At 71.3% G+C, this 21,040-nt stretch carries 23 protein-coding genes and 1 tRNA gene; 17 read left to right on the plus strand and 7 right to left on the minus strand.

Annotated elements, in window-relative coordinates; all coding sequences use genetic code 11:
• Positions 1 to 54 precede the first annotated feature (54 nt).
• The 12 genes from L0P92_RS08490 to L0P92_RS08545 all read left to right on the plus strand — a co-directional run bounded on the left by L0P92_RS08490 (position 55) and on the right by L0P92_RS08545 (position 7,929).
• On the plus strand, positions 55 to 492 hold the full coding sequence (locus tag L0P92_RS08490; protein WP_234761894.1) for a roadblock/LC7 domain-containing protein: 438 nt from the start codon (positions 55 to 57) through the stop codon (positions 490 to 492).
• Between the two features lie 2 nt (positions 493 to 494).
• Complete coding sequence (locus L0P92_RS08495) at positions 495 to 866, plus strand: DUF742 domain-containing protein (RefSeq protein ID WP_234761968.1); 372 nt, start codon at positions 495 to 497, stop codon at positions 864 to 866.
• On the plus strand, positions 844 to 1,443 hold the full coding sequence (locus L0P92_RS08500; RefSeq protein ID WP_234761895.1) for a GTP-binding protein: 600 nt from the start codon (positions 844 to 846) through the stop codon (positions 1,441 to 1,443). Before L0P92_RS08495 ends, L0P92_RS08500 begins: the two co-directional genes overlap by 23 nt.
• Before the next feature lie 60 nt (positions 1,444 to 1,503).
• Positions 1,504 to 2,079, plus strand: a complete 576-nt coding sequence (locus L0P92_RS08505; RefSeq protein WP_234761896.1) for a GAF domain-containing protein — start codon at positions 1,504 to 1,506, stop codon at positions 2,077 to 2,079.
• Positions 2,080 to 2,253: 174 nt separating this feature from the next.
• Positions 2,254 to 3,282, plus strand: a complete 1,029-nt coding sequence (tdh, locus tag L0P92_RS08510; RefSeq protein WP_234761897.1) for an L-threonine 3-dehydrogenase — start codon at positions 2,254 to 2,256, stop codon at positions 3,280 to 3,282.
• 76 nt (positions 3,283 to 3,358) lie between these two features.
• The gene (locus L0P92_RS08515) at positions 3,359 to 4,552 is read left to right on the plus strand and encodes a glycine C-acetyltransferase (protein WP_234761898.1); all 1,194 of its coding nucleotides are present in this window, start codon (positions 3,359 to 3,361) and stop codon (positions 4,550 to 4,552) included.
• Positions 4,553 to 4,589: 37 nt separating this feature from the next.
• The gene (locus tag L0P92_RS08520) at positions 4,590 to 5,492 is read left to right on the plus strand and encodes a LysR family transcriptional regulator (RefSeq protein ID WP_234761899.1); all 903 of its coding nucleotides are present in this window, start codon (positions 4,590 to 4,592) and stop codon (positions 5,490 to 5,492) included.
• A 46-nt stretch (positions 5,493 to 5,538) separates the two neighbouring features.
• Complete coding sequence (locus L0P92_RS08525) at positions 5,539 to 6,129, plus strand: helix-turn-helix domain-containing protein (RefSeq protein ID WP_234761900.1); 591 nt, start codon at positions 5,539 to 5,541, stop codon at positions 6,127 to 6,129.
• Entirely contained in the window at positions 6,126 to 6,638 is a 513-nt protein-coding gene (locus L0P92_RS08530) for a GNAT family N-acetyltransferase (RefSeq protein WP_234761901.1), read from the plus strand. Before L0P92_RS08525 ends, L0P92_RS08530 begins: the two co-directional genes overlap by 4 nt.
• Positions 6,639 to 6,751: 113 nt before the next feature.
• A complete protein-coding gene (locus tag L0P92_RS08535; RefSeq protein ID WP_234761902.1) occupies positions 6,752 to 7,237 on the plus strand; it encodes a DUF1877 family protein in 486 nt (161 codons plus the stop codon).
• Positions 7,238 to 7,301: 64 nt separating this feature from the next.
• On the plus strand, positions 7,302 to 7,661 hold the full coding sequence (locus tag L0P92_RS08540; RefSeq protein ID WP_234761903.1) for an MmcQ/YjbR family DNA-binding protein: 360 nt from the start codon (positions 7,302 to 7,304) through the stop codon (positions 7,659 to 7,661).
• Positions 7,662 to 7,855: 194 nt separating this feature from the next.
• Positions 7,856 to 7,929, plus strand: a tRNA-Pro gene (locus L0P92_RS08545).
• Between the two features lie 63 nt (positions 7,930 to 7,992).
• On the opposite strand, the gene rox is transcribed toward L0P92_RS08545, so the two are convergent.
• From rox to L0P92_RS08580, 7 genes are all read right to left on the minus strand, one after another.
• Complete coding sequence (gene rox / locus L0P92_RS08550; protein WP_234761904.1) at positions 7,993 to 9,420, minus strand: rifampin monooxygenase; 1,428 nt, start codon at positions 9,418 to 9,420, stop codon at positions 7,993 to 7,995.
• Between the two features lie 150 nt (positions 9,421 to 9,570).
• Positions 9,571 to 10,098, minus strand: coding sequence for an NUDIX hydrolase family protein (locus L0P92_RS08555; RefSeq protein ID WP_234761969.1), 528 nt, complete (start codon positions 10,096 to 10,098; stop codon positions 9,571 to 9,573).
• A gap of 42 nt (positions 10,099 to 10,140) precedes the next feature.
• Positions 10,141 to 11,316: an amidohydrolase family protein gene (locus L0P92_RS08560; protein WP_234761905.1), complete on the minus strand. Its 1,176-nt coding sequence runs from the start codon at positions 11,314 to 11,316 to the stop codon at positions 10,141 to 10,143.
• Position 11,317: 1 nt separating this feature from the next.
• The gene (locus L0P92_RS08565; protein ID WP_234761906.1) at positions 11,318 to 12,721 is read right to left on the minus strand and encodes a type I glutamate--ammonia ligase; all 1,404 of its coding nucleotides are present in this window, start codon (positions 12,719 to 12,721) and stop codon (positions 11,318 to 11,320) included.
• 75 nt (positions 12,722 to 12,796) lie between these two features.
• Complete coding sequence (locus L0P92_RS08570; RefSeq protein WP_234761907.1) at positions 12,797 to 13,606, minus strand: SAM-dependent methyltransferase; 810 nt, start codon at positions 13,604 to 13,606, stop codon at positions 12,797 to 12,799.
• Between the two features lie 184 nt (positions 13,607 to 13,790).
• Complete coding sequence (locus L0P92_RS08575) at positions 13,791 to 14,651, minus strand: hypothetical protein (protein WP_234761908.1); 861 nt, start codon at positions 14,649 to 14,651, stop codon at positions 13,791 to 13,793.
• A gap of 125 nt (positions 14,652 to 14,776) precedes the next feature.
• On the minus strand, positions 14,777 to 15,478 hold the full coding sequence (locus tag L0P92_RS08580; protein WP_234761909.1) for a response regulator: 702 nt from the start codon (positions 15,476 to 15,478) through the stop codon (positions 14,777 to 14,779).
• 229 nt (positions 15,479 to 15,707) lie between these two features.
• On the opposite strand from L0P92_RS08580, the gene L0P92_RS08585 reads away from it, so the two are divergent.
• The 5 genes from L0P92_RS08585 (at position 15,708) to L0P92_RS08605 (ending at position 21,027) form a co-directional block, all read left to right on the plus strand.
• On the plus strand, positions 15,708 to 16,958 hold the full coding sequence (locus L0P92_RS08585; RefSeq protein WP_234761910.1) for a sensor histidine kinase: 1,251 nt from the start codon (positions 15,708 to 15,710) through the stop codon (positions 16,956 to 16,958).
• A gap of 99 nt (positions 16,959 to 17,057) precedes the next feature.
• Positions 17,058 to 17,711, plus strand: coding sequence for a helix-turn-helix domain-containing protein (locus tag L0P92_RS08590; protein ID WP_234761911.1), 654 nt, complete (start codon positions 17,058 to 17,060; stop codon positions 17,709 to 17,711).
• A 45-nt stretch (positions 17,712 to 17,756) separates the two neighbouring features.
• Positions 17,757 to 19,082, plus strand: a complete 1,326-nt coding sequence (locus L0P92_RS08595; protein ID WP_234761912.1) for a M24 family metallopeptidase — start codon at positions 17,757 to 17,759, stop codon at positions 19,080 to 19,082.
• Entirely contained in the window at positions 19,082 to 20,059 is a 978-nt protein-coding gene (locus L0P92_RS08600) for a thiamine pyrophosphate-dependent dehydrogenase E1 component subunit alpha (RefSeq protein ID WP_234761913.1), read from the plus strand. Before L0P92_RS08595 ends, L0P92_RS08600 begins: the two co-directional genes overlap by 1 nt.
• Positions 20,047 to 21,027: an alpha-ketoacid dehydrogenase subunit beta gene (locus L0P92_RS08605; RefSeq protein WP_234761914.1), complete on the plus strand. Its 981-nt coding sequence runs from the start codon at positions 20,047 to 20,049 to the stop codon at positions 21,025 to 21,027. The genes L0P92_RS08600 and L0P92_RS08605 overlap by 13 nt, the downstream gene beginning before the upstream one ends.
• The last annotated feature ends 13 nt before the right edge of the window (positions 21,028 to 21,040 follow it).

The raw sequence follows: 21,040 nt of genomic DNA on the forward strand, positions 1-21,040 counted from the left end.
ACCCCCACCCCCAGCGCTCCCGCTGACCTTCGTACCTCAAGGAGTCGATCCATCATGGCGAGCGAAGCGCCGACGACCGCTCATGTCTCCGATCTCGACTGGCTGATGAGCGGCCTCGTGCAGCGTGTCCCGCACACCACCAGTGCGGTGCTCCTCTCCTGCGACGGGCTTGTGAAGTCGGTTCACGGCCTCGACCCGGACAGCGCGGACCACATGGCCGCCCTGGCCTCTGGCCTGTACTCCCTGGGCCGTAGCGCCGGGGTCCGGTTCGGCGACGGCGGAGACGTGCGCCAGGTCGTCGTCGAACTCGACTCGACCCTGCTCTTCGTGACCACGGCCGGTTCCGGCACGTGTCTCGCGGTGCTGGCCGGCCGTGAGGCCGACGCCGCGGTGCTCGGCTACGAGATGGCGATGCTGGTCAAGAGCGTCCGCCCGTACCTGGTCACCGCTCCCCGGCAGCACTCCGTCGAACCCTCGGCGATGAGGCCTTGAACGTGACGGCGGCCGGCGACGGGCCCTGGCTCGACGACGCGGCCGGACGGCTGGTGCGCCCTTTCACGGTCAGCAACGGCCGTACCCGGCCCACCATCGCGCTCGATCTCATGTCGCAGGTCATGGCCACCGGGGCGACCCCCCTCGGCTACCTCGGCCCCGAGCACGAGCAGGCACTCGACCTGTGCCGCGCCCCCGTCTCGGTCGCCGAGGTCGCCGCCCACCTGAAGCTGCCGGCCGCGGTCACCAAGGTGCTGCTGTCGGACCTCGTCGACTGCGGGGCGCTCACCACCAAGCCCCCCGAGTTCCACCACAACCCGACTGACCGGGCCCTTCTGGAGGCAGTGCTCGATGGACTACGACGACAGCTCTGACCCCTTCCCCACCGCACTGAAGATCTTGGTGGCAGGAGGGTTCGGGGTAGGCAAGACGACCTTCGTCGGCGCGGTGAGCGAGATCGCGCCGCTCAGCACGGAGGAACTGCTCACCACGGTCAGCGCCGCGACCGACAGCCTCGAAGGTGTCGAGAACAAGGTCGAGACGACGGTGGCCATGGACTTCGGCCGCATCACGCTCGACCCGGAACACGTCCTGTATCTGTTCGGCACACCCGGACAGGAACGGTTCTGGTTCATGTGGGACGAACTCTCGGAGGGCGCGCTCGGCGCGGTCATCCTCGCCGACACCCGGCGCCTGGAGGACTGCTTCGCAGCCGTCGACTTCTTCGAGCAACGAGGCCTCGGCTTCATCGTCGCGATCAACGAGTTCGACGGCTCCTACCGCTACGACCCGGAGGAGGTCCGAGCCGCGATCGACCTCGACCCGCAGATCCCGGTCGTCCGCTGCGACGCCCGGATCTCCAGCTCCGGTGTCCAGACCCTGCTGACCCTGGTCCGGCACCTCATCGCCCACGCGCCGGCACCCGCACCGAGTCACGGCGCCCACATGTGACATCCGCACACACAGCACGGAGCCGCATATGACCTACGCCCACAGCGACGGAACCCGCCCATGAGCTACGGCCCACCTCACCCGGTCGCCCGCCTGCTGCTCACCCCCGAGGACAAGGAGGCCCCCACCCGCGCACAGCGGCTCTTCCAACTGGGCCTGGGAGAACACCCCGATCCGGCCCTGGACGTCTTCGCGGACCATCTTGCCGAGCTCACCGGGGCGCCGTACGCCATGGTCAACTTCGTCGGCGAGAACCGGCAGTTCTTCGCCGGCCTGCATGTGCGGCCGGCCGTGCGTCTCGCTCGGGGCGACGACGCCAAGCCGGTGCCGGGCCGCCATATGGCCCGGGACCATGGGTTCTGCCCCCATGTGGTCGTCCGACACAAGGCGCTGGTTCTGGAGGACGTCCGCGACTATCCGCGGTTCGCCGGGAACCCGATCGTCGACGAGTTCGGCATCCGCTCCTATCTGGGTGCCCCGCTCATCGACTCCACGGGTATGGCGCTGGGCACCGTGTGCGTCGTCGACGTGGAGCCGCGGCCCTGGGGGAAGGCGGGGCTGGAGACCATCAAGGCGTCCGCTGCGGAACTGGTGATGCGGCTGGAGCGGCGGGCGGCGGACGGGCTGCCCCTCTAGCCCCTGCCTGTCGATGGCGGAGGGCGTGAAGGAAAGCTGTGGCGCCGCTTAAGAAATCCTCGATGGACCTGGGCGCCGCCGTACGGCAGATTCTTGTGCGATTCCACCCCCCTCCCCGGCCACGGGCGCTTCAGGCATGCCCGCGGCCGGGACTCACGCACAGGAGCCGTACCGTTGAAGGCGCTGGTCAAGGAGAAGGCGGAGCCCGGGCTCTGGCTCGCGGACGTGCCGGAACCGGCCGTGGGACCCGGTGACGTACTCATCAAGGTGCTGCGCACCGGCATCTGTGGCACCGATCTGCACATCCGTTCCTGGGACGGCTGGGCACAGCAGGCGATCCGCACGCCGCTCGTGCTCGGGCACGAGTTCGTGGGCGAGGTCGTCGAGGTCGGGCGCGACGTCGGTGAGATCGCCGTCGGCGACCGGGTCAGCGGCGAGGGCCATCTGGTGTGCGGCAAGTGCCGCAACTGCCTGGCCGGGCGTCGCCATCTGTGCCGGGCCACGATCGGTCTCGGCGTCGGACGGGACGGTGCCTTCGCCGAGTACGTCGCCCTGCCGGCCGCCAATGTGTGGGTGCACCGTGTGCCCGTCGACCTCGATGTGGCCGCGATCTTCGACCCGTTCGGCAACGCCGTGCACACCGCGCTGTCGTTCCCGCTGGTCGGCGAGGACGTCCTGATCACCGGCGCCGGTCCGATCGGCCTGATGGCGGCCGCCGTGGCCCGGCACGCGGGGGCGCGCAACGTCGTGATCACGGACGTGAGCGAGGAGCGGCTGGAGCTGGCCCGCAAGATCGGCGTGAGCCTCGCGCTGAACGTGTCGGAGGCGACCATCGGCGACGGGCAGCGTGCACTCGGCCTGCGCGAGGGCTTCGACATCGGCCTGGAGATGTCCGGCCGTCCCGAGGCCATGCGCGACATGATCGCCAACATGACGCACGGCGGCCGTATCGCCATGCTCGGCCTGCCGGCGCAGGAGTTCGCGGTGGACTGGGCCCGGATCGTCACCTCGATGATCACCATCAAGGGCATCTACGGCCGAGAGATGTTCGAGACCTGGTACGCGATGTCCGTCCTGCTGGAGGGCGGCCTCGACCTCGCCCCCGTGATCACCGGCCGCTACGGCTACCGCGACTTCGAGGCGGCGTTCGCCGACGCGGCGAGCGGCCGTGGCGGCAAGGTCATCCTGGACTGGACCGACTGAGCCACCGCGCACGCCCCCCGCGTGAGTCCCCGTGCACGCCCCCGCGTAAGTCCTCTGCTTTTCTAGGAGCTCTCTGATGTTCGACTCCGTGCGCGACGACCTGCGCGCAACCCTCGACGAGATCCGCGCCGCCGGTCTGCACAAGCCCGAGCGGGTCATCGACACCCCGCAGTCCGCGACCGTCAACGTCAGCGCGGGCGGCCGTCCCGGCGAGGTCCTCAACTTCTGCGCCAACAACTACCTCGGTCTCGCCGACCACCCCGAGGTGATCGCCGCCGCCCACGAGGCGCTGGACCGCTGGGGCTACGGCATGGCGTCGGTCCGCTTCATCTGCGGCACGCAGGAGGTCCACAAGGAACTGGAGGCACGGCTGTCCGCGTTCCTCGGCCAGGAGGACACGATCCTGTACTCCTCCTGCTTCGACGCCAACGGCGGCGTCTTCGAGACGCTGCTCGGCCCGGAGGACGCGGTCATCTCCGACGCCCTGAACCACGCGTCGATCATCGATGGCATCCGGCTGTCCAAGGCCCGCCGCTTCCGCTACGCCAACCGTGATCTGGCCGACCTGGAACGGCAGTTGAAGGACGCCGCCGACGCCCGCCGCCGCCTGATCGTCACCGACGGCGTGTTCTCCATGGACGGCTATGTGGCGCCGCTGGCCGAGATCTGCGACCTCGCCGACCGCTACGACGCCATGGTCATGGTCGACGACTCGCACGCCGTCGGCTTCGTCGGCCCCGGTGGCCGCGGCACGCCCGAGCTGCACGGCGTCATGGACCGCGTCGACATCATCACCGGCACGCTCGGCAAGGCGCTCGGCGGCGCCTCCGGCGGCTACGTCGCCGCCCGCGCCGAGATCGTCGCCCTGCTGCGCCAGCGCTCCCGGCCGTACCTGTTCTCCAACACCCTTGCCCCGGTGATCGCGGCGGCCTCCCTCAAGGTGCTGGACCTGCTGGAGCAGGCGGACGACCTGCGTGTCCGGCTGGCCGGGAACACCGCGCTGTTCCGCCGCCGTATGAACGAGGAGGGCTTCGCCGTCCTCCCCGGCGACCACGCCATCGCCCCGGTGATGATCGGGGACGCGGCGGTCGCCGGCCGGATGGCGGAGCTGCTGCTGGAGCGCGGTGTGTACGTGATCGGCTTCTCCTACCCCGTGGTGCCCCAGGGCCAGGCCCGTATCCGGGTCCAGCTGTCCGCCGCGCACTCGACGGACGACGTCAACCGTGCCGTGGACGCCTTCGTCGCGGCCCGCGCGGAACTGGAAGGCTGACGTCCGGGGACCTCCAGACCTTGCGATAATCGATCTCATGATCGAAGCGCGGCGGCTCCACATCCTCCGTGCGGTGGCTGACCACCGCACGGTGACGGCGGCTGCCGCCGCGCTGTATCTGACCCCTTCGGCGGTCTCCCAGCAGCTCACGGCCCTGGAGCAGGAGACCGGTCACCGCCTCGTCGAGCGCGGCGCCAAGGGCGTACGGCTGACCCCGGCCGGCGAGATCCTGCTCAACCACACCAACGCCGTCCTCGCCCAGCTGGAGCGGGCGGAAGCGGAGCTCGCGGCGTACGACTCGGGTGCGGCCGGCACGGTCACCGTCGCCGCGTTCGCGACCGGCATCGCCCAGGTCGTCGCGCCCGCGGTGGCCCGCCTCGCCGGGACGTTCCCCGGCATCCGCATCCGCGTCCAGGACGCCGAGGGCGACGCCAGCCTGCCGATGGTGCTGGACCGGCAGGTCGACATCGCGGTGGCCGTCGAGTACCGGGGTGCGCCACCCGCCGACGACCCGCGCCTGGCGCACGTACCGCTGTACGCCGAACCCTTCGACGCGGTCGTCCCGGTGAGTCACCGGCTGGCCGACACGGCCGAGGTCCCGCTCGCCGAGTTGGCCAAGGACCCCTGGATCGGCCCGTACCCCGGCAATCCCTGCCATGACGTGGTCGTCCTGGCCTGCGAGAGCGCCGGCTTCCAGCCGCGCCTCGAACACTCCTCGGACGACTTCCGCGCGGTCGTCGCCCTCGCCTCGGCCGACGCGGGCGTCGCGCTCGTGCCGCGCTCGGCCTTGCGCGGCATGGACCTCACGGGGGTCGTCGTACGGCCCGTGGACGGGGTGGCGCCCACCCGCCGGGTGTTCGCGGCCGTACGGCGAGGCGCCGAGGAGCACCCGTTGATCCGACCCGTGCTGGAGGCGCTCGGGGAAGCGGCGGGGGAGTGAGCGGTCCGTAACGCCGACGTTTCATATCTGGGATAGCGTCCCAGATATGAAACAAGGAAGTGCGGACGGCGTCGAAGCCCCGGACCCCGTCGACGCCCGTCTCGGTGCCCGTCTGGCCGAGTTGCGGGCCGAACGCGGCTGGTCCCTGGGCGAGTTGGCGGAGCGCAGCGGCATCAGCCGCTCGACGCTGTCCCGTGCCGAGCGCGCGGAGATCAGCCCCACCGCCTCGCTGCTGAACCGCCTGTGCCATGTGTACGGGCGGACCATGTCCCAGCTGCTCAGCGAGGTCGAGGCCGAGCCGGCGCTGCTGGTGCGGGCGGCCGGGCAGCCGGTGTGGGAGGACCGTTCCTCCGGATTCGTACGCCGATCGGTGTCGCCGCCGCACACCGGGCTGCGCGCCGAACTCGTCGAGGGACGGCTCGGCCCGGGCGCCGACATCGCCTACGACCGTCCTCCCGTGCCCGGCCTCGAGCAGCACATCTGGGTGCTGGAAGGGGCGCTCGACGTGACGGTTCAGGAGACCGAGCACCATCTCGACACCGGGGACTGTCTGCGGATGCGGGTGTGGGGTGCCACGCGCTTCCGGTGCGCCGGGCCCGAGACGGTGCGCTATGTGCTGGCGGTGGTGCTGCCGTGAACGTGACACGACTGGACGAGGCCCAACTCCTGGAGCGGATCGAGGACTTGGCCGACCTGCTGGTGGACACGGTGACGGGCGGAGCCTCCGTCGGATTCCTCGCGTCCCTTGACCGTACGGCGGCCTTGGCCTGGTGGAAGGAGCGCGCCGCGGCGGTGGCCACGGGGCAGCTCGCCGTCTGGGCGGCAGGTGAGGACGGGCGGACTGTCGGCACGGTCAGTCTGGCCTTCGCAGACAAGCCCAACAGCCGTCACCGCGCCGAGCTGGTCAAGCTGATGGTGCGCCGGGACGCGCGGGGCCAGGGCCTCGGCCGCACCCTCCTGACGACCGCGGAACAGGCGGCGGTCAGCGCCGGGGTCACTCTCCTCCACCTGGACACCGAGACCGACAGCCTCGCCGAGCGCCTGTACGGCTCGGCCGGCTGGACCCGGGCCGGAGTGATCCCCGACTACGCGGCGAGCCCGGACGGGGTGCTGCGGCCGACGACGATGTACTACAAGCACGTGTGACCGGCCGAGGCGGACGGGCGGTGTGAGAGGCCGGTTGTCAGTGCCGCGTGGAACACTCGCCGGCGTTGACCGACCACACGGCAGCGGGCCGTACACCAAGGGGATTGCCTGCGATGGGCGTGAGCATTTCGTTCGTCAGCGCTACGACGGAGGAGCTGGACAGGGCGGAGCAGGACCCGAGTTGGGCCGATCAGTTCCACGGCGAGCTGTACTCCGGCGACCTGTACCCGATGCCCGGTCGCCTCTACGGCGGCCCCGACAGGGACTTCGCCGGCCTCCAGTTCCTGTTCGACGAGGCCGAGCTGTCACTGGAGTTCGTGATGGACGGGTTCCAGATCCTGGAGGACGGCACCCTGTTCGGGTGGACCGCGGAACAGATCGACGGCGTGGCACGGGAACTTCGGGCGACGCCGTGGGAGAGGCTGGCGTCCCACTACGACCCGGAGCGGATGGCGAAGCAGGACGTGTACCCCAACATGTGGAGATTCGACCCGGAGGGCCGGCTGGACGGGCTCGAGGCCACCTATGAGGAGTTGGTCGCGTTCTTCGGAGAGGCGGCGGATCGGGGTCTCGGGGCGTTCATGAGCTTCAGTTTCTAGGGTCCCGTTCGCGAAAATCCCTCTCACCAGGTGATTGTCAGTGCCAGCGGCTACCGTGCGTGTCATGCCGGATGCCGAAGACGTACGCCGTATCGCCCTCTCTCTGCCGGACACGACGGAGAAGATCGCCTGGAGCATGCCCACCTTCCGGGTCGCGGGCAAGATGTTCGCCACGCTGCCCGAGGAGGAGACGTCCATCGCCGTGCGCTGCCCCAAGGAGGAGCGCGACGAACTGGTCATGGCCGAGCCGGGCAAGTTCTGGATCGCCGACCATGAGGCGCAGTTCGCCTGGGTCAGGGCCCGGCTCGCGGCCCTGGAGGACGAGGACGAACTGCGCGACATCCTGGCCGACTCCTGGCGTCAGGCGGCACCTCCGAAGCTGCTGGACGCGTATCCGGAGCTGGGGATGCCGACGGGCGAGTAGGAGCGGGAGCGCACCCGGTGTGGTCGTGCGACTTCGGTCCGTGCTTCGAGAGCGGGCGTGCGGAGTGCAGCCCGAGCCGCGCAGGCAGGCGGTGCGGCCGGTGGCACGCATAAACGAGTGCGCGACCACCGACCCGAGTGCGGTATTGTTTCCATGCACGTTCGGCCGGGGGAAACCCCAGGTCAGACGGGCACCGGGACGTGGCGCAGCTTGGTAGCGCACTTGACTGGGGGTCAAGGGGTCGCAGGTTCAAATCCTGTCGTCCCGACGGTGCGAAGGGTCTTCGCAGGCGAGAGCCTGTGAGGGCCCTTTCTGCTGTCCGGCCGCGGGCTCAGGCCGTCGCCGCGCCGAACCACCTGGGCAGATGGTCGAGCAGATCCCGCTGGTCGTCGCCGGCCCAGGCGATGTGGCCGTCCGGGCGTAGGAGTACCGCGGGTGCGGGCAGTTCCTCGCTGGTGTCGACGACATGGTCGATCCGGTCGGACCAGCCCGCCGTCGAGAGGCTGCCGGTCTGGTCGAGGAGGAGTCCGCGGCCCGTGTGCATCAGGTCGTAGAGGCGGCGCTGCTTCAGCTGCAGGTCCCGTAGGCGGCGGCCGAGCAGGTCGTGGCCGGCGCCGAAGTCGTAGCGGACGGCGGTCGCGATGATCTTCTCGGTCAGGTACCGGCTCACGTCGTCGAAGTCCATCAGCTCCGACAGCAGCCGACGCACCGCCTGCGGACCCGGCTCGGGGGACAGCAGCTCCATCTGTGCCCGGGTGTTGTCCAGCACGTCGGCGGCCACCGGGTGTCGCTCGGCGTGGTAGGTGTCCAGCAGTCCCTCCGGGGCCCAGCCGGCGACGGTGGCGGCCAGCTTCCAGCCGAGGTTGAACGCGTCCTGGATACCGAGGTTGAGCCCCTGACCGCCGACCGGCGGGTGGATGTGGGCCGCGTCGCCGGCCAGCAGCACCCGGCCGACCCGGTAGCGGTCGGCGAGCCGCGTGGCGTCGCCGAAGCGGGACAGCCACCGCGGTGAGTGCACGCCGAAGTCGGTGTCGGCGAACGCTCGCAACTGTCGTTTGAACTCGTCCAGGGTCGGTGGGGCCGAGCGGTCGTCGGCCACTCCCTCGGCGGGCACGACGACGCGGAACACCCCGTCGCCGACGGGTCCGAGGCCGAACCGCTTCTCGGTCTTGCGGACTTCCGTCATCACGGCGGTCACCGTCTCCGGCGGTGCGGTCACCTCCATCTCGCCCAGCAGCGTGTCGACCCTGCTCGGCTCGCCGGGGAAGCCGACGCCGATCAGCTTGCGCACCGTGCTGCGGCCGCCGTCGCAGCCGACGAGGTGGCGCGAGCGCAGGTGCGTGCCGTCGGCCAGCTCGACGGTCACCCCGTCCTCGTCCTGGCTCAGCCCGACCAGCTCGCAGCCGCGCCGGATCTCGGTGCCGAGCTCCGCGGCGCGCTCGGCCAGAAGGCGGTCGGTGGTGGTCTGCGGGATGCCGAGGACGTACGCGTGCGCGGTGTCCAGCCGGTCGGGCGCCGGCTTGTGGATGCCGGCGAAGAACCCGCCGAGCGGGTGCCGCTGCCCCTGGGCGAGGAAGCGGTCCAGCAGGCCGCGCTGGGCCATCACCTCGATGCTGCGTACGTGCAGGCCCAGCGACCGCACGAACGGAGGCGGTTGTGCGTCCCTCTCCAGCACGACCACGTGCACGCCGTGCAGCCGCAACTCGGCTGCGAGCATCAGGCCGGTCGGTCCGCCGCCGGTCACGATCACGTCGATCATCACTACACCCATTTCCGCAGGCAGTGGCTTCGGCCGGAGATTCTGCGGTATGAGAGGGGCCTTGCCGCAAGCCCCCCGGTGCGCTATATGTTGAGAGTGGCAAGGAGTGGGTGACCTCCTTGCCTTTGTCTTTGTCGCCCTCCGGCAGCGTCAGACCACGCAGCCCACATGGGCCAGCGCCTGCTTCAGCAGCACCCCGTGGCCGCCCGGCATCTCGCTCTGCACCGCCGGGGACAGCGCCTCCTGCGGGCTGAACCAGACCAGGTCGAGGGCGTCCTGGCGGGGACGGCAGTCGCCGGTGACCGGGACGATGTAGGCCAGGGAGACGGCGTGCTGACGCGGGTCGTGGTACGGCGTGATGCCCTGCGTCGGGAAGTACTCCGCGACCGTGAACGGCTGCAGAGAAGTCGGCACCCGGGGGAGTGCCACCGGGCCGAGGTCCTTCTCCAGGTGGCGCAGGAGGGCGTCGCGGACCCGTTCGTGGTGCAGCACGCGGCCGGAGACCAGGGTCCGGCTGACCGTTCCGTCCGGTCCGATGCGCAGCAGGAGGCCGATGCTGGTGACCTCGCCGCTGTCGTCGACGCGCACGGGCACGGCCTCGACGTACAGGATCGGCATACGGGCGCGCGCCTGCTCCAGATCGTCGGACGACAGCCAGCCGGGCGTGGTTTCGGTCATGTCAGACATTGCTTGATCATACTTTCCGGGAATTGCGAACGCTCAGTCGCGGTGCGGGCGGGGTTCGGGGGCGGGGACGGGTTGCTGGGGTAAGGGAAGTCCATACAGGCGGCGGGCGTTGTCGCCGGCCGCCCACGCCGCGATCCGCAGCGCGTCCGGCAGGCTCAGGTCGTCGGCGTCCACCCGGGCCTGGAGCAGCTCGCCCAGACCGCGGCGGAACGCCAGTGCGCCGAGCGCGTAGAACTCGGCCAGACCATACGCGTCGGAGCTGTACAGCAGCTTGCGGAACGGGGTGATCTCCAGCGCCTCCGACAGGACCGCCCTCGACCGGGCCGGCCCGACATGGTGCAGGGTGAGGCCCACGTCCAGGTACACCTGCTCGAAGACCGCCGCCAGAAAGGCCGCCTGGCGCTGGTAGGGCCAGCAGTGCAGGAGCAGGACGGGGATCGTGCCCTTGGTCAGGTGCAGCCAGTCCGTCAGGCGCGCCGGGTCGACCCGGTGCAGACGGATGTCGTCGTCGCCGAAACCCGTGTGCAGCTGGAGGGGGAGGCCGAGGTCGACGGCGGTCCACAGCAGATGCCGGACCAGGACCGGGTCCACCAGCCGTCCGCCGTCCGCCAGCCACTGCCCGGCCGCCGCGGTGACCTGTGCGTCCGAGGGGCGCGCCGGGTCCAGGTCGAAGCCGGTGCGGTAGGCGGCCACCGACTTCACGGCCACCACGCCGGGACGCCGTACAGCCTCCTCGGCGGCCCGGCGGAACTCGGCGGCGTACGCGTCCGGTTCGACCCCCTCGGCCGCCACCGCCTCGGCGATCACTTCCAGCCGTACGACCTCGTACGCGGTCGCGTCGGCCGTCTCCGCCAGTTCCCGGGGCGTGGTGATGGCGTGCGGGGTGTAACCGGTGTCGACGCAGAAGGCCCGCGTCCCGGCCGCGGCCAGGAGACGCCGGTTCACCTCGTCCCCGCCCAGCTCCGCACGCCGGGCCAGATACGCGTCGACGGGGGCGTGGCGGGGCAGGTCCAGCAGGGGTGCGCAGTGGCGGCGTACGGACACGCCGACCGGGGTGTCGAAGGGCGAGATGCCGGGCCAGGGCTCGCTCTCGGTGAGCAGGGACTCGAAGCCGTGCCGGTCCAGGTCGGCGGTGACGATCCCGTGGCAGTGGTGGTCCACCAGCGGCAGCGCCGCCAGCACCTCGTGGACCGGGCCTGTGGTGCTCACGTCAGTACTGCCAGCGGTAGGCCGCCGCCACCCGGTCGTCGTCCAGCCCGGCCACGGCGGCGAGCTCTCCCTGCCGTACGGCGATGACGGCGTCGGCGAGGACCGGGCCGAGCGCGGTGCGCAGCGGCTCGTCGGTACGGAACTCCTCGACGGCCTCACCGAGGGAGGTCGGCAGCCTGCGGACCCCTTTGGCGGCGGCCTCCTCCGCACTCAGGTGGGCCGGATCGCCGGTGATCTCCGCAGGGAGCCGCGCGTGCGACACCAGGCCGTCCACTCCGGCGGCGATCAGGCAGCCGAGGGCGAGGTACGGGTTGGCGGCCAGGTCCACCGGCTTGACCTCCAGGTTGGCCGCCTGGGCGCGATGGCCCGCCGTGCCCGTGACGACCCGCAGCCCCGCCTCCCGGGTCTCCCGGCCCCACGCGGTGAACACCCCGGCCCACTGCGAGGGCCTCAGGCGCAGATAGCTCGCCGGGCTCGGGGCGGTCACCGCGGTGAGCGCGGGGAGGTGGGCCAGGACGCCGGCCGCGAAGGACTCGGCCTCCGGGCGCATGCCGTGGCGGCGGTCTCCGCCCGCGTGCAGGTTGACACCGTCGCGCCAGGCGGAGAGGTGCACATGACCGCCGTTGCCCACACCCTGCCCGAGGACGGCAGGGGCGAAGGAGACCGCGAGGCCGTGGCGCCGCGCCACCGCCCGGATCGTCTGCCGCACCAGCACGCTGCGGTCGGCCGCCGCCACCGGGTCGAGCGCCGCCACCGACAGCTCGAACTGCCCGGCCGCGTACTCGGGATGCAGCTGCTCGACGTCCACGCCCTGCCGCGCGAGCGCCGCCAGCAGATCGGCGGCCCAGTCGCTCGACTCGACCTGACGGGTGGCGCCGTACGCCGGACCCGTCACCGCCGGCACGAACTCGCCGTCGGCACCGGGAGGCCGGGCGAGGGACCATTCGATCTCGATACTCGTTCTGAAGGTGATGCCGTGGCGGTCGGCGGCCTCCTGGACCGTCCGCCGCAGGAAGGTGCGGCCGCACGCCGGATGCCGCTCGCCTTCCTGGGTGATCCGATCGACCGGCGCCCACGCCCAGCCGGGCTGTGCGGCCAGCTCCACCAGCGCGTCGAGGTCGGGATAGAGACGCAGATCGCCGTCCGGGGAGCCGAGGACGTCGGTGGTGACGACGGAGTCGTCCGCGAGGAACGTGTCGAACACCGGTGACATCCCCACGCCCCAGGCCGCCGCCGAGGCCAGTTTCGCCGTCGGGATGGTCTTCACCCGGCCGATGCCCGCCGTGTCGACGTAGGCCAGGACGATCCCGTGCACGCCGCGCCCGGACAGCTCGCCGCTCAGCGCGTCGGCCCGCTCCACGTCACCGGGACGCCCTCCCGGGACGGGATCGGCAAGGGTGCTCATACGGTCTCCCGGTCTCCTCGACGAGCCCGGCCGGTCGGCCCGGCTCGTTCCGGTTCGTGCGGTCCCTGCTGGGCGTCAGGGTTTCACGGCGACCGCGCCGTACTGCGGCACCGGTGCGGGAGAGTCGGGGGCACGCCACTGCGAACAGGACACCATGCCCGGCTCCAGCAGCTCCAGGCCCTCGAAGAAGACGGCGATGTCCGCGCCGCTGCGGGCCGTGATCGGCGGCGTGGCGTTCTCGTTCCAGAACTTCATCGCCGGGATCTGGCCCTCGCCGCCGAGCTCGGAGTCGAAGGTCGGGTGCGTCAGGACCAGGTGGCTGCCGGAGGGTACGGCGGCCAGGACGCGCCGTACGATCTCGCGGGCCTTGTCGTGGTCGAGGACGAAGTTGAGGATGCCCAGCATCATCACAGCGACGGGCTTGCCGAAGTCCAGGGTCTGCGCGGCGCGTTCGACGATGGCGTCCGGGTCGTGCACATCGGCGTCGATGTAGGCGGTGACGCCCTCGTGGGTGCCGGTCAGCAGGGTGCGGGCGTGCACGAGGACGATCGGGTCGTTGTCGACGTACACGATCCGCGAGTCCGGCGCGACGCGCTGGGCGATCTCGTGGGTGTTGTCCGCCGTCGGCAGTCCGGTGCCGATGTCCAGGAACTGCCGCAGGCCACGCTCCTCGGCCACGAAGCGCACGGCCCTGCCGAGGAAGTCGCGGTCCGCGCGGGCGATGTCCCGGATGATCGGGAACATCCCGGCGACCTGCTCGCCGACCTGCTGGTCGACCTCGTAGTTGTCCTTGCCGCCGATCCAGTAGTTCCACACGCGCGCGTTGTGCGCCACACCGGTGTTCAGCTTCGCCGACCCGCCCGACGGGGTGTGGCCATCACTCACGACTCGTCCTCTCCTCGCACGCACGACCGAAACCGGCCATCGCCGCCATTGTGCCGCCCCGTTGATCACGCTGTCCCGAGAATCGGCAGAGCGAGCGGGGGCGTTGGCGGGTCGGAAGGCGGTGCGAGGAGCGGAGGAGAGGGGAGCAGCTGTCGGCTCCTGGGGTGCGACCTCGCCGGTGCCGCTACTCGATCTCGCTCGGGCTCGCGGCCGGTGTCTTCCCGGCCAGGACGTCCTTGAGGCGCTGGGTGCCGAGCTGCACCGCCTGCTCCATGGAGTCGTGCTCGTCCCCGTCGAGGCCGCCCGACGTGACCGTGATCGCGTTGTTCCCGACGCGTACGGCGGCGACGTCCAGGGTCAGCGTGGCGTCGTTGCCGTCGGTCTCACCCCGCACCGTCACGCGCACGCCCTCACGGGCGTCGCCCACGTCGGGCAGCGAGGTGTCGACGACCTGGACGGTGCGCTCCTCGCCGTTCTCGGTCATCGTGAACTGGTCGCACTCGTCCGGCAGTTGCGCCATCCAGTTCAATGCGCCCTGCGGGTCGGTCCGGTCGTAGGCGGCGACCTGGTACAGCAGACGTGAGTCGCCCTGCGTGAAGCCGCGCAGCGCGTTCGCTCCCGACGGCTTGCCCAGCAGGTTGTCGCCGAAGAGGGAGTCCATGAGCCGCTGGCAGTCGGCCGCGTCGGTCTGGGCGGTGACGAAGTCCGACACGTCGACCGTGCCGATGAGCAGGCTGTCGTGCCAGTTCTCGGCCTCCGTGTCCTTGACCTGAGTCCAGTCGTCCTCGATGTCCGCCTCGGTGATCAGCGCGGTCTGCGCACCGGACTCGGTGAGGGTGGCGGTGGGCGACGACGTGGGTGAGCCGGTGGGTGACGTCGTCGGCGAGGAGGTCGGCTGCTTGCGGGCCGCCGGTGAGGCCGTGACTCCCGAGGACCGTGAACCGTCCTTGTCGCCGTCGGACGAGCAGGCGGCCGTGGTCACCAGGGTGCCCGCCACCAGGGCCGAGGAGAGGACGCGGACGATTCGGGTCGGACGACGGGTCATCGGGGTGCCTCCTGAGAACGTGACGAATGTCCTCAGGGCACCACCGAGCCCGACGGCCCACCACCGGCACCGGCCCGTTCGAGTGAGCCCCGGCTACGGGGCCGCCGCGGGGCCGGGCCCGTGCCTCAGCCGCCCGGCTGCCCGTGCCCGTGCTGCCAGGCCCAGGCCGCGATCTCGACACGGTTCCGGGCGGACAGTTTCAGCTGGACGCTGGACAGGTGGGTCTTGACCGTGGACAGGGAGACGTACAGCTCGGCGGCGATCTCCGCGTTCGTACGGCCGAGGGCGACCAGGCGGACGACGTCGAGTTCGCGGTCGGTGAGGGGTTCCGTGGGAGCGGCCACCGGCTTCACCGGGGCGGCGGAGACTGTCTGCGGGGCGGTGACGTGCTTGAGCAGGCGGACCGTGACGGACGGCGAGACCAGCGAGTCACCGGCAGCGGCGGCGCGGACCGCCTCCGCGAGGAGGGTGGGACCCGAGTCCTTCAGCAGGAACCCGCAGGCGCCGCCGCGCAGGGCGCCGTACACGTACTCGTCGAGGTCGAAGGTGGTCACCACGACCACCCGCATCGGATCGGCCACCTCGGGCCCCGCCAGCAGCCGGGTCGCCTCCAGACCGTCCAGCTTCGGCATCCGGATGTCCAGCAGACACACGTCCGGCCGCTCCCGCCGGGCCAGCGCCACCGCCTCCTCGCCGTCGGCGGCCTCGGCGACCACCGTGATGTCGGGCTGGGCGTCGAGGAAGAAGCGGAAGCCGGTACGGACCATCTCCTGGTCGTCGGCGATGAGGACGCGGATGGGTGCGCCGGGCGGGGTCGGGACGGTCATGGCTCGATCATGCCTCACGGGGTTCGCGCCCAGGGGGTTCGTGCCGTGCGGAGATCGCGGCGGGGATCGCGAGGGCGCCGACGAGGAACTGGCTGTGCCGCGGTTCCACCTTCGCCCGTGCGCCCGGGCACACGCCTCGGCCATAAGGTCGGCATCCGCCGACGCCAGTGACCTGTCCCTGGCCGAACGGCCGATCCCGCGGCTCCCGGCCTCACCTACCGTGATCGGCATGAAGTCCGTATCGTCCCGCGGCTGTGCCCGGGGCCTCGCCGTCGGCGTCCTGCTCGCCGCCTGTGTCGTCGACGTCCTGTACGCGGGTGCCGACGGTACTAGCGTCCTGCCGACCGCGAGCCCCGTCTGGCCGACCCTGGCCGTGCTGTTCGTGGGCCTGGCCGCCGTGCTGTGGCCGGCCGGGCGGCGGCCCGAGTGGCTGACGCCGCAGGTGCGGACGGCTGTGCCCGCCCTCGCCTCGATCCTCTACTCGGCGACGGCGCTCGCGGTGGGCGCGGGGATCCTGTTCGGTCCGGGCCAGGTCCTGCTCCTGCTGTGCCTGCTGTTCGTCGCGGTACGGCACTGTCCGCCGCGCGCTGCCGTGGTCTGCGGGATCCTCGACACGGGCGCGCTGCTGCTGTTGCCGGTGCGGTATCTGGGGGCGTGGAGCGACGAGGCGCTGACCTTCATCGTGGTCGGCCTGGTGCTGATCGGCGTCTTCGCCGGACTCGCGGCGTACTTGCGGACCTTGGACTATCGGCGGGCGGTCGCCGTCAGCGAGACCCGGCGCGCCGAGCGCCTGGCCATCGCGGCCGACCTGCACGACTTCGTGGCCCACCATGTGACCGGGATCCTCGTGCAGACGCAGGTGGCGCGGATGATGGCCCAAGCCCAAGCCCAGACTCAAGGCCAGGTCCAGGCGCAGGCCCAGGCCGAGCCCCAGCTCCAGTCGCTGTCCCAAGCCCAGGACGACCTCGACCCGGTCCTGGCCGGCATCGAACGCGCCGCGACCGAGGCCCTCGCCTCCATGCGCCGTACCGTCGGCGTGCTGCGCGACACCGGCCACGAGGCGGCCGACCACCGCCCGGTCGGCGACCTCGCGGGCATCGCCGAACTCGTCGACGGCTTCACCAGCCCCGTCCAGCAGGTCACCCTGCGCCGCGACCCCGCCGTCTCCGACGACCTCCCCCACGAGGTGCAGGCCGCAGCCTTCCGGGTCGTCCAGGAGGCCCTCACCAACATCCGCCGGCACGCCGCCGACGCCGCCCACGTCGAGGTCGCCCTGCGCGACGACGCCGGACGCCTGGAAGTCTCCGTCACCGACGACGGCCGCGGCGGCACCCAGCTCCCCGCAGCCGCACACGGCGGCGGCTTCGGCCTCGTCGGCCTCAAGGAACGGGTGACCGCACTCGGCGGCGAACTGCACACCGGGCCACGCGCCGAAGCGGGCTGGGAGGTACGGGCGGTACTCCCCACGCGGAAATCCTGAGCGGTCTCGATACCGCGCGGCCCTCACGCGCTGTTCAATGAGAGCGAACACCGCAAGGGTCCCAAGGGTCCCTGCCGGGCGCCCCGAGAGGAGCCATCGATGTCCCCAGCCGTCGTGCCGCAGGTCGGCGCGCGCATCCGGCAGGCGCGCCTCGCCCGTGGGACGAGTCTGCGGGCGCTGGCCCGGGAGATCGGTGTCTCGGCGAGCCTCGTCTCGCAGATCGAGAACGGCAAGAGCCAGCCGTCGGTCAGCACCCTGTACGCCATCACCACGGCCCTCGGCATCTCCCTGGAGTCCCTCTTCGAGGCGGGTGAAGCCACTGACCGTGAACCCGCAGCCACATCCCCCCGGCCGGCGGCCCCCGGCACCGTCCTGCACGCCCTGGCCGCCTTCTCCGCCGATCCCGGCCGCCGGATCGGCCCGCTGGTCACGCCGGACGAGCGGGAGGTGCTGGAGCTGGACTCGGGTGTGGTGTGGGAGCGTCTCGGCCACGTTCCCGGCACCGACGTCGACTTCCTCCAGGTGACGTACCGGCCCGGCGGCGCCTCCTCCAGCTCCGGTGGCCTCATGCGTCACCCGGGTACCGAGTACGGGTGTCTGACCTCGGGCGAGCTGGTCCTCACCCTCGGGTTCGAGGAGTACACGCTGCGTCCCGGCGACGCGGTCTGCTTCGAGTCGACGACCCCGCACCGCTACCGCAATGATGGTGACGTACCGGCCGTGGGCGTCTGGTTCGTGTTCAGTGACACTTGACACTCGCGGCACGCGGTCGTTCACTCCGAAGTGGGGGTGGTCGCCATGGCGATCCGCACATTCGGACCCAATGCCGTCGACTGGGAAGAGCGCGTCGACCTGGACCGGCTGCGCAAGCAGCGGCTGGCCCGCCTCAACGAGACCCTGAACCGCTCCGAGCTGGGCGCGGTGCTCAGTTTCGACTTCGCCAACATCCGCTACATGACCGCCACGCACATCGGCACCTGGGCGATGGACAAGCTGATCCGCTTCGCCCTGCTGGTGCGCGGCGGTGAGCCGATCGTCTGGGACTTCGGCTCCGCCGCCCGCCATCACCAGCTCTACAACCCGTGGCTCGACCACAGCGACGGCAAGGGCGGCCCGCCCACCGGCGCCCGGGCGGGGATATCCACGCTGCGCGGCGCCTTCCACCCGGACGCCGGGATCGCCGAGGACGTCGCCGCCAAGATCGCCGCCGAACTGCGCGAGCACGGCCTCGCGGGCGAGCCGCTCGGCATCGACGTCGCCGAGATGCCGATCCTCACCGCCCTGCGCGGCGAGGGCATCGACGTCGTCGACGGACAGCAGGTCTTCCTGGAGGCGCGCCGCATCAAGACCGGCGACGAGATCTCCCTGCTCACCCAGGCCTGCGCCATGGTCGACGCGGCGTACGAGGAGCTGTACGGCTACCTGCGGCCGGGCGTGCGGGAGAACGAGTGCGTCGGAGTCGTCAGCAAGGTGCTGTACGACCTGGGCAGCGAGTACGTCGAGGGCGTCAACGCGATCTCCGGCGAGCGCTGTTCACCGCACCCGCACGTCTACAGCGACCGTCTGATCCGCCCCGGCGACCCCGCGTTCTTCGACATCCTGCACAGCCACCTCGGCTACCGCACCTGCTACTACCGCACCTTTGCCGTAGGCAGCGCGTCCAGTGCCCAGCGCGACGCGTACGTCCGCTGCCGTGAGTACATGGACCGGGCCATCGCCCTCGTCCGGCCCGGCGCGACGACCGCCGACATCGTCCAAGTGTGGCCACGCGCCGAGGAGTTCGGATTCGCCGACGAGACCGCCGCGTTCGCCCTGCAGTACGGCCACGGCGTCGGACTGTCCATCTGGGAGAAGCCGATCTTCAGCCGACTGGTCTCCCTCGACCACCCCGAGGTCCTCGAAGAGGGCATGGTGTTCGCCCTGGAGACGTACTGGCCCGCCGCCGACGGCTGGTCCGCCGCGCGGATCGAGGAGGAGCTGGTCGTCACGGCCGACGGCTGCGAGGTCATCACCAAGTTCCCCGCGGAGGAACTGCTGGTGGCGGGCCGCAAGTACTGGACGGTGGGCGGCGAGCTGAACACCCGCCGCGAGTCGCAGTCCCATCTGAACACCGGGACGCGCTGATGGAACCGGCCGAACTCCTCGCCGCCTACGAGCAGATGACCGTCATCCGCCGCACCGAGAAGGCCGCCCACGACCTGTTCCTCCAGGGCCTGGTCAAGGGCACCACCCACCTCGCCGCCGGACACGAGGCCATCGCGGTGGGCGCGAGCGCCGCCCTGCGCCCCGACGACTATGTGTTCGCCACCTATAGGGGCCACCACCATGCGATGGCGCGCGGCGCCACACCCGAGGAGTGCCTCGCCGAACTCATGAGCCGGGCCACGGGGTTGTGCGGGGCCAAGGGCGGCTCCATGCACCTGACCAAGGCGGCCACCGGCATGCTCGGCTCCTACGCCATCGTCGGCGCCCACCTCCCGATGGCGGCCGGCGCCGCCTGGTCGGCCAGGCTGCGCGGCACCGACCAGATCGCCGTCGCCTTCTTCGGGGACGGCGCCACCAACATCGGCGCCTTCCACGAGGCCCTCAACCTGGCCGCCGTATGGAAGCTGCCGGTGCTGTTCGTCTGTGAGAACAACCTGTACATGGAGTACACGCCGATCGCCGACGTAACGGCCGTGGCCCGCCCTGCCGCGGACCGGGCACCGGCGTACGGCGTCCCGGGCGAGGTGGTGGACGGCAACGACGTCGTCGCCGTGCAGGACGTGGTGGCCCGGCTCGCGGGGCGGGCCCGGGCGGGAGACGGGCCCGCGCTGCTGGAGGCGCGGACGTACCGGCACTTCGGGCACAGCCGAGCCGACCCGGCCACCTATCGTCCGGCCGAGGAGGTCGAACGCTGGCTGAAGCACGACCCGTTGGATCTGGCGCGGGGGCGGCTCATCGAGATCGGGGTGCCCGAGGCGGTGGTCGCCGAGGCGGACGAGCGGGCGACTTCCCTCGTGGCGAAGGCCGTCGATGCGGCGAAGGCGGGACCCGCGCCCGATCCGCGCGAGGCGCTGACCGACGTATGGGCGGACGGGGGTGCGGCGTGGCGGACGTGATCAGCTACCGGGAGGCCGTCGCCGAGGGCATCGCGCGGGAGATGCGGCGCGATCCGTCCGTGGTGTGCCTGGGCGAGGACATCGGTGAGGCCGGCGGGGTGTTCAAGACGACCGTCGGGCTGTTCAAGGAGTTCGGGCCCGAGCGGGTGTGGGACACGCCGATCTCCGAACAGGCCATCGTGGGGGCCGCCATGGGCGCGGCGATGACCGGGATGCGGCCGGTCGCCGAGATCATGTTCTCCGACTTCCTGGCCTGCTGCTGGGACTACCTCGCCAACGAGATCCCCAAGGTGCGGTACATGACGGGCGGTCAGGTCACCGTCCCGCTCGTCGTGCGCACCGCCAACGGCGGCGGGCTCGGCTTCGGCGCCCAGCACTCGCAGGCCACCGAGAACTGGGCGCTGACCGTGCCCGGCCTGAAGATCGCCGCACCCGCGACCCCCGCCGACGTGATCGGCATGATGGCGGCCGCGATCCGCAGCGACGACCCGGTCGTCTTCTTCGAGCACAAGGGGCTGCTCGCCACCAAGGGCGCGCCCCCGCCCCCGGACCACGTCGTCGAGCTGGGCCGCGCCGCCGTCGTCCGCGAGGGCACCGACGTCACCCTCGTCGCGCTCGCCTCGATGGTGCCGGTCGCGCTGAAGGCCGCCGAGCTGCTGGCCGGCGAGGGCGTCGACGCCGAGGTCGTCGACCTGCGCTGTCTGGTGCCGCTCGACATGAGCACCGTGCTCGCCTCGCTCGGGCGGACCTCGCGGCTCGTCACCGTCGAGGAGAACCCGTACCAGGGCGGCTGGGGCGCGACGCTCGTCTCCGTCGTCGCCGACGAAGGGTTCGCCCTGCTGGACGCACCGGTCAGGCGGGTGGCGGGGGAGTGCGTCCCGCTGCCGTTCGCCGACGCCCTCGAAGAGGAGGTCATCCCCACCGTCGACAAGGTCGTGGCAGCCGTACGCGGGCTCGCCGCCTACTGAACACCCCATGGGA

The organism is Streptomyces muensis, from assembly GCF_021474425.1.
In the GTDB taxonomy this organism is placed as follows: domain Bacteria; phylum Actinomycetota; class Actinomycetes; order Streptomycetales; family Streptomycetaceae; genus Streptomyces; species Streptomyces muensis.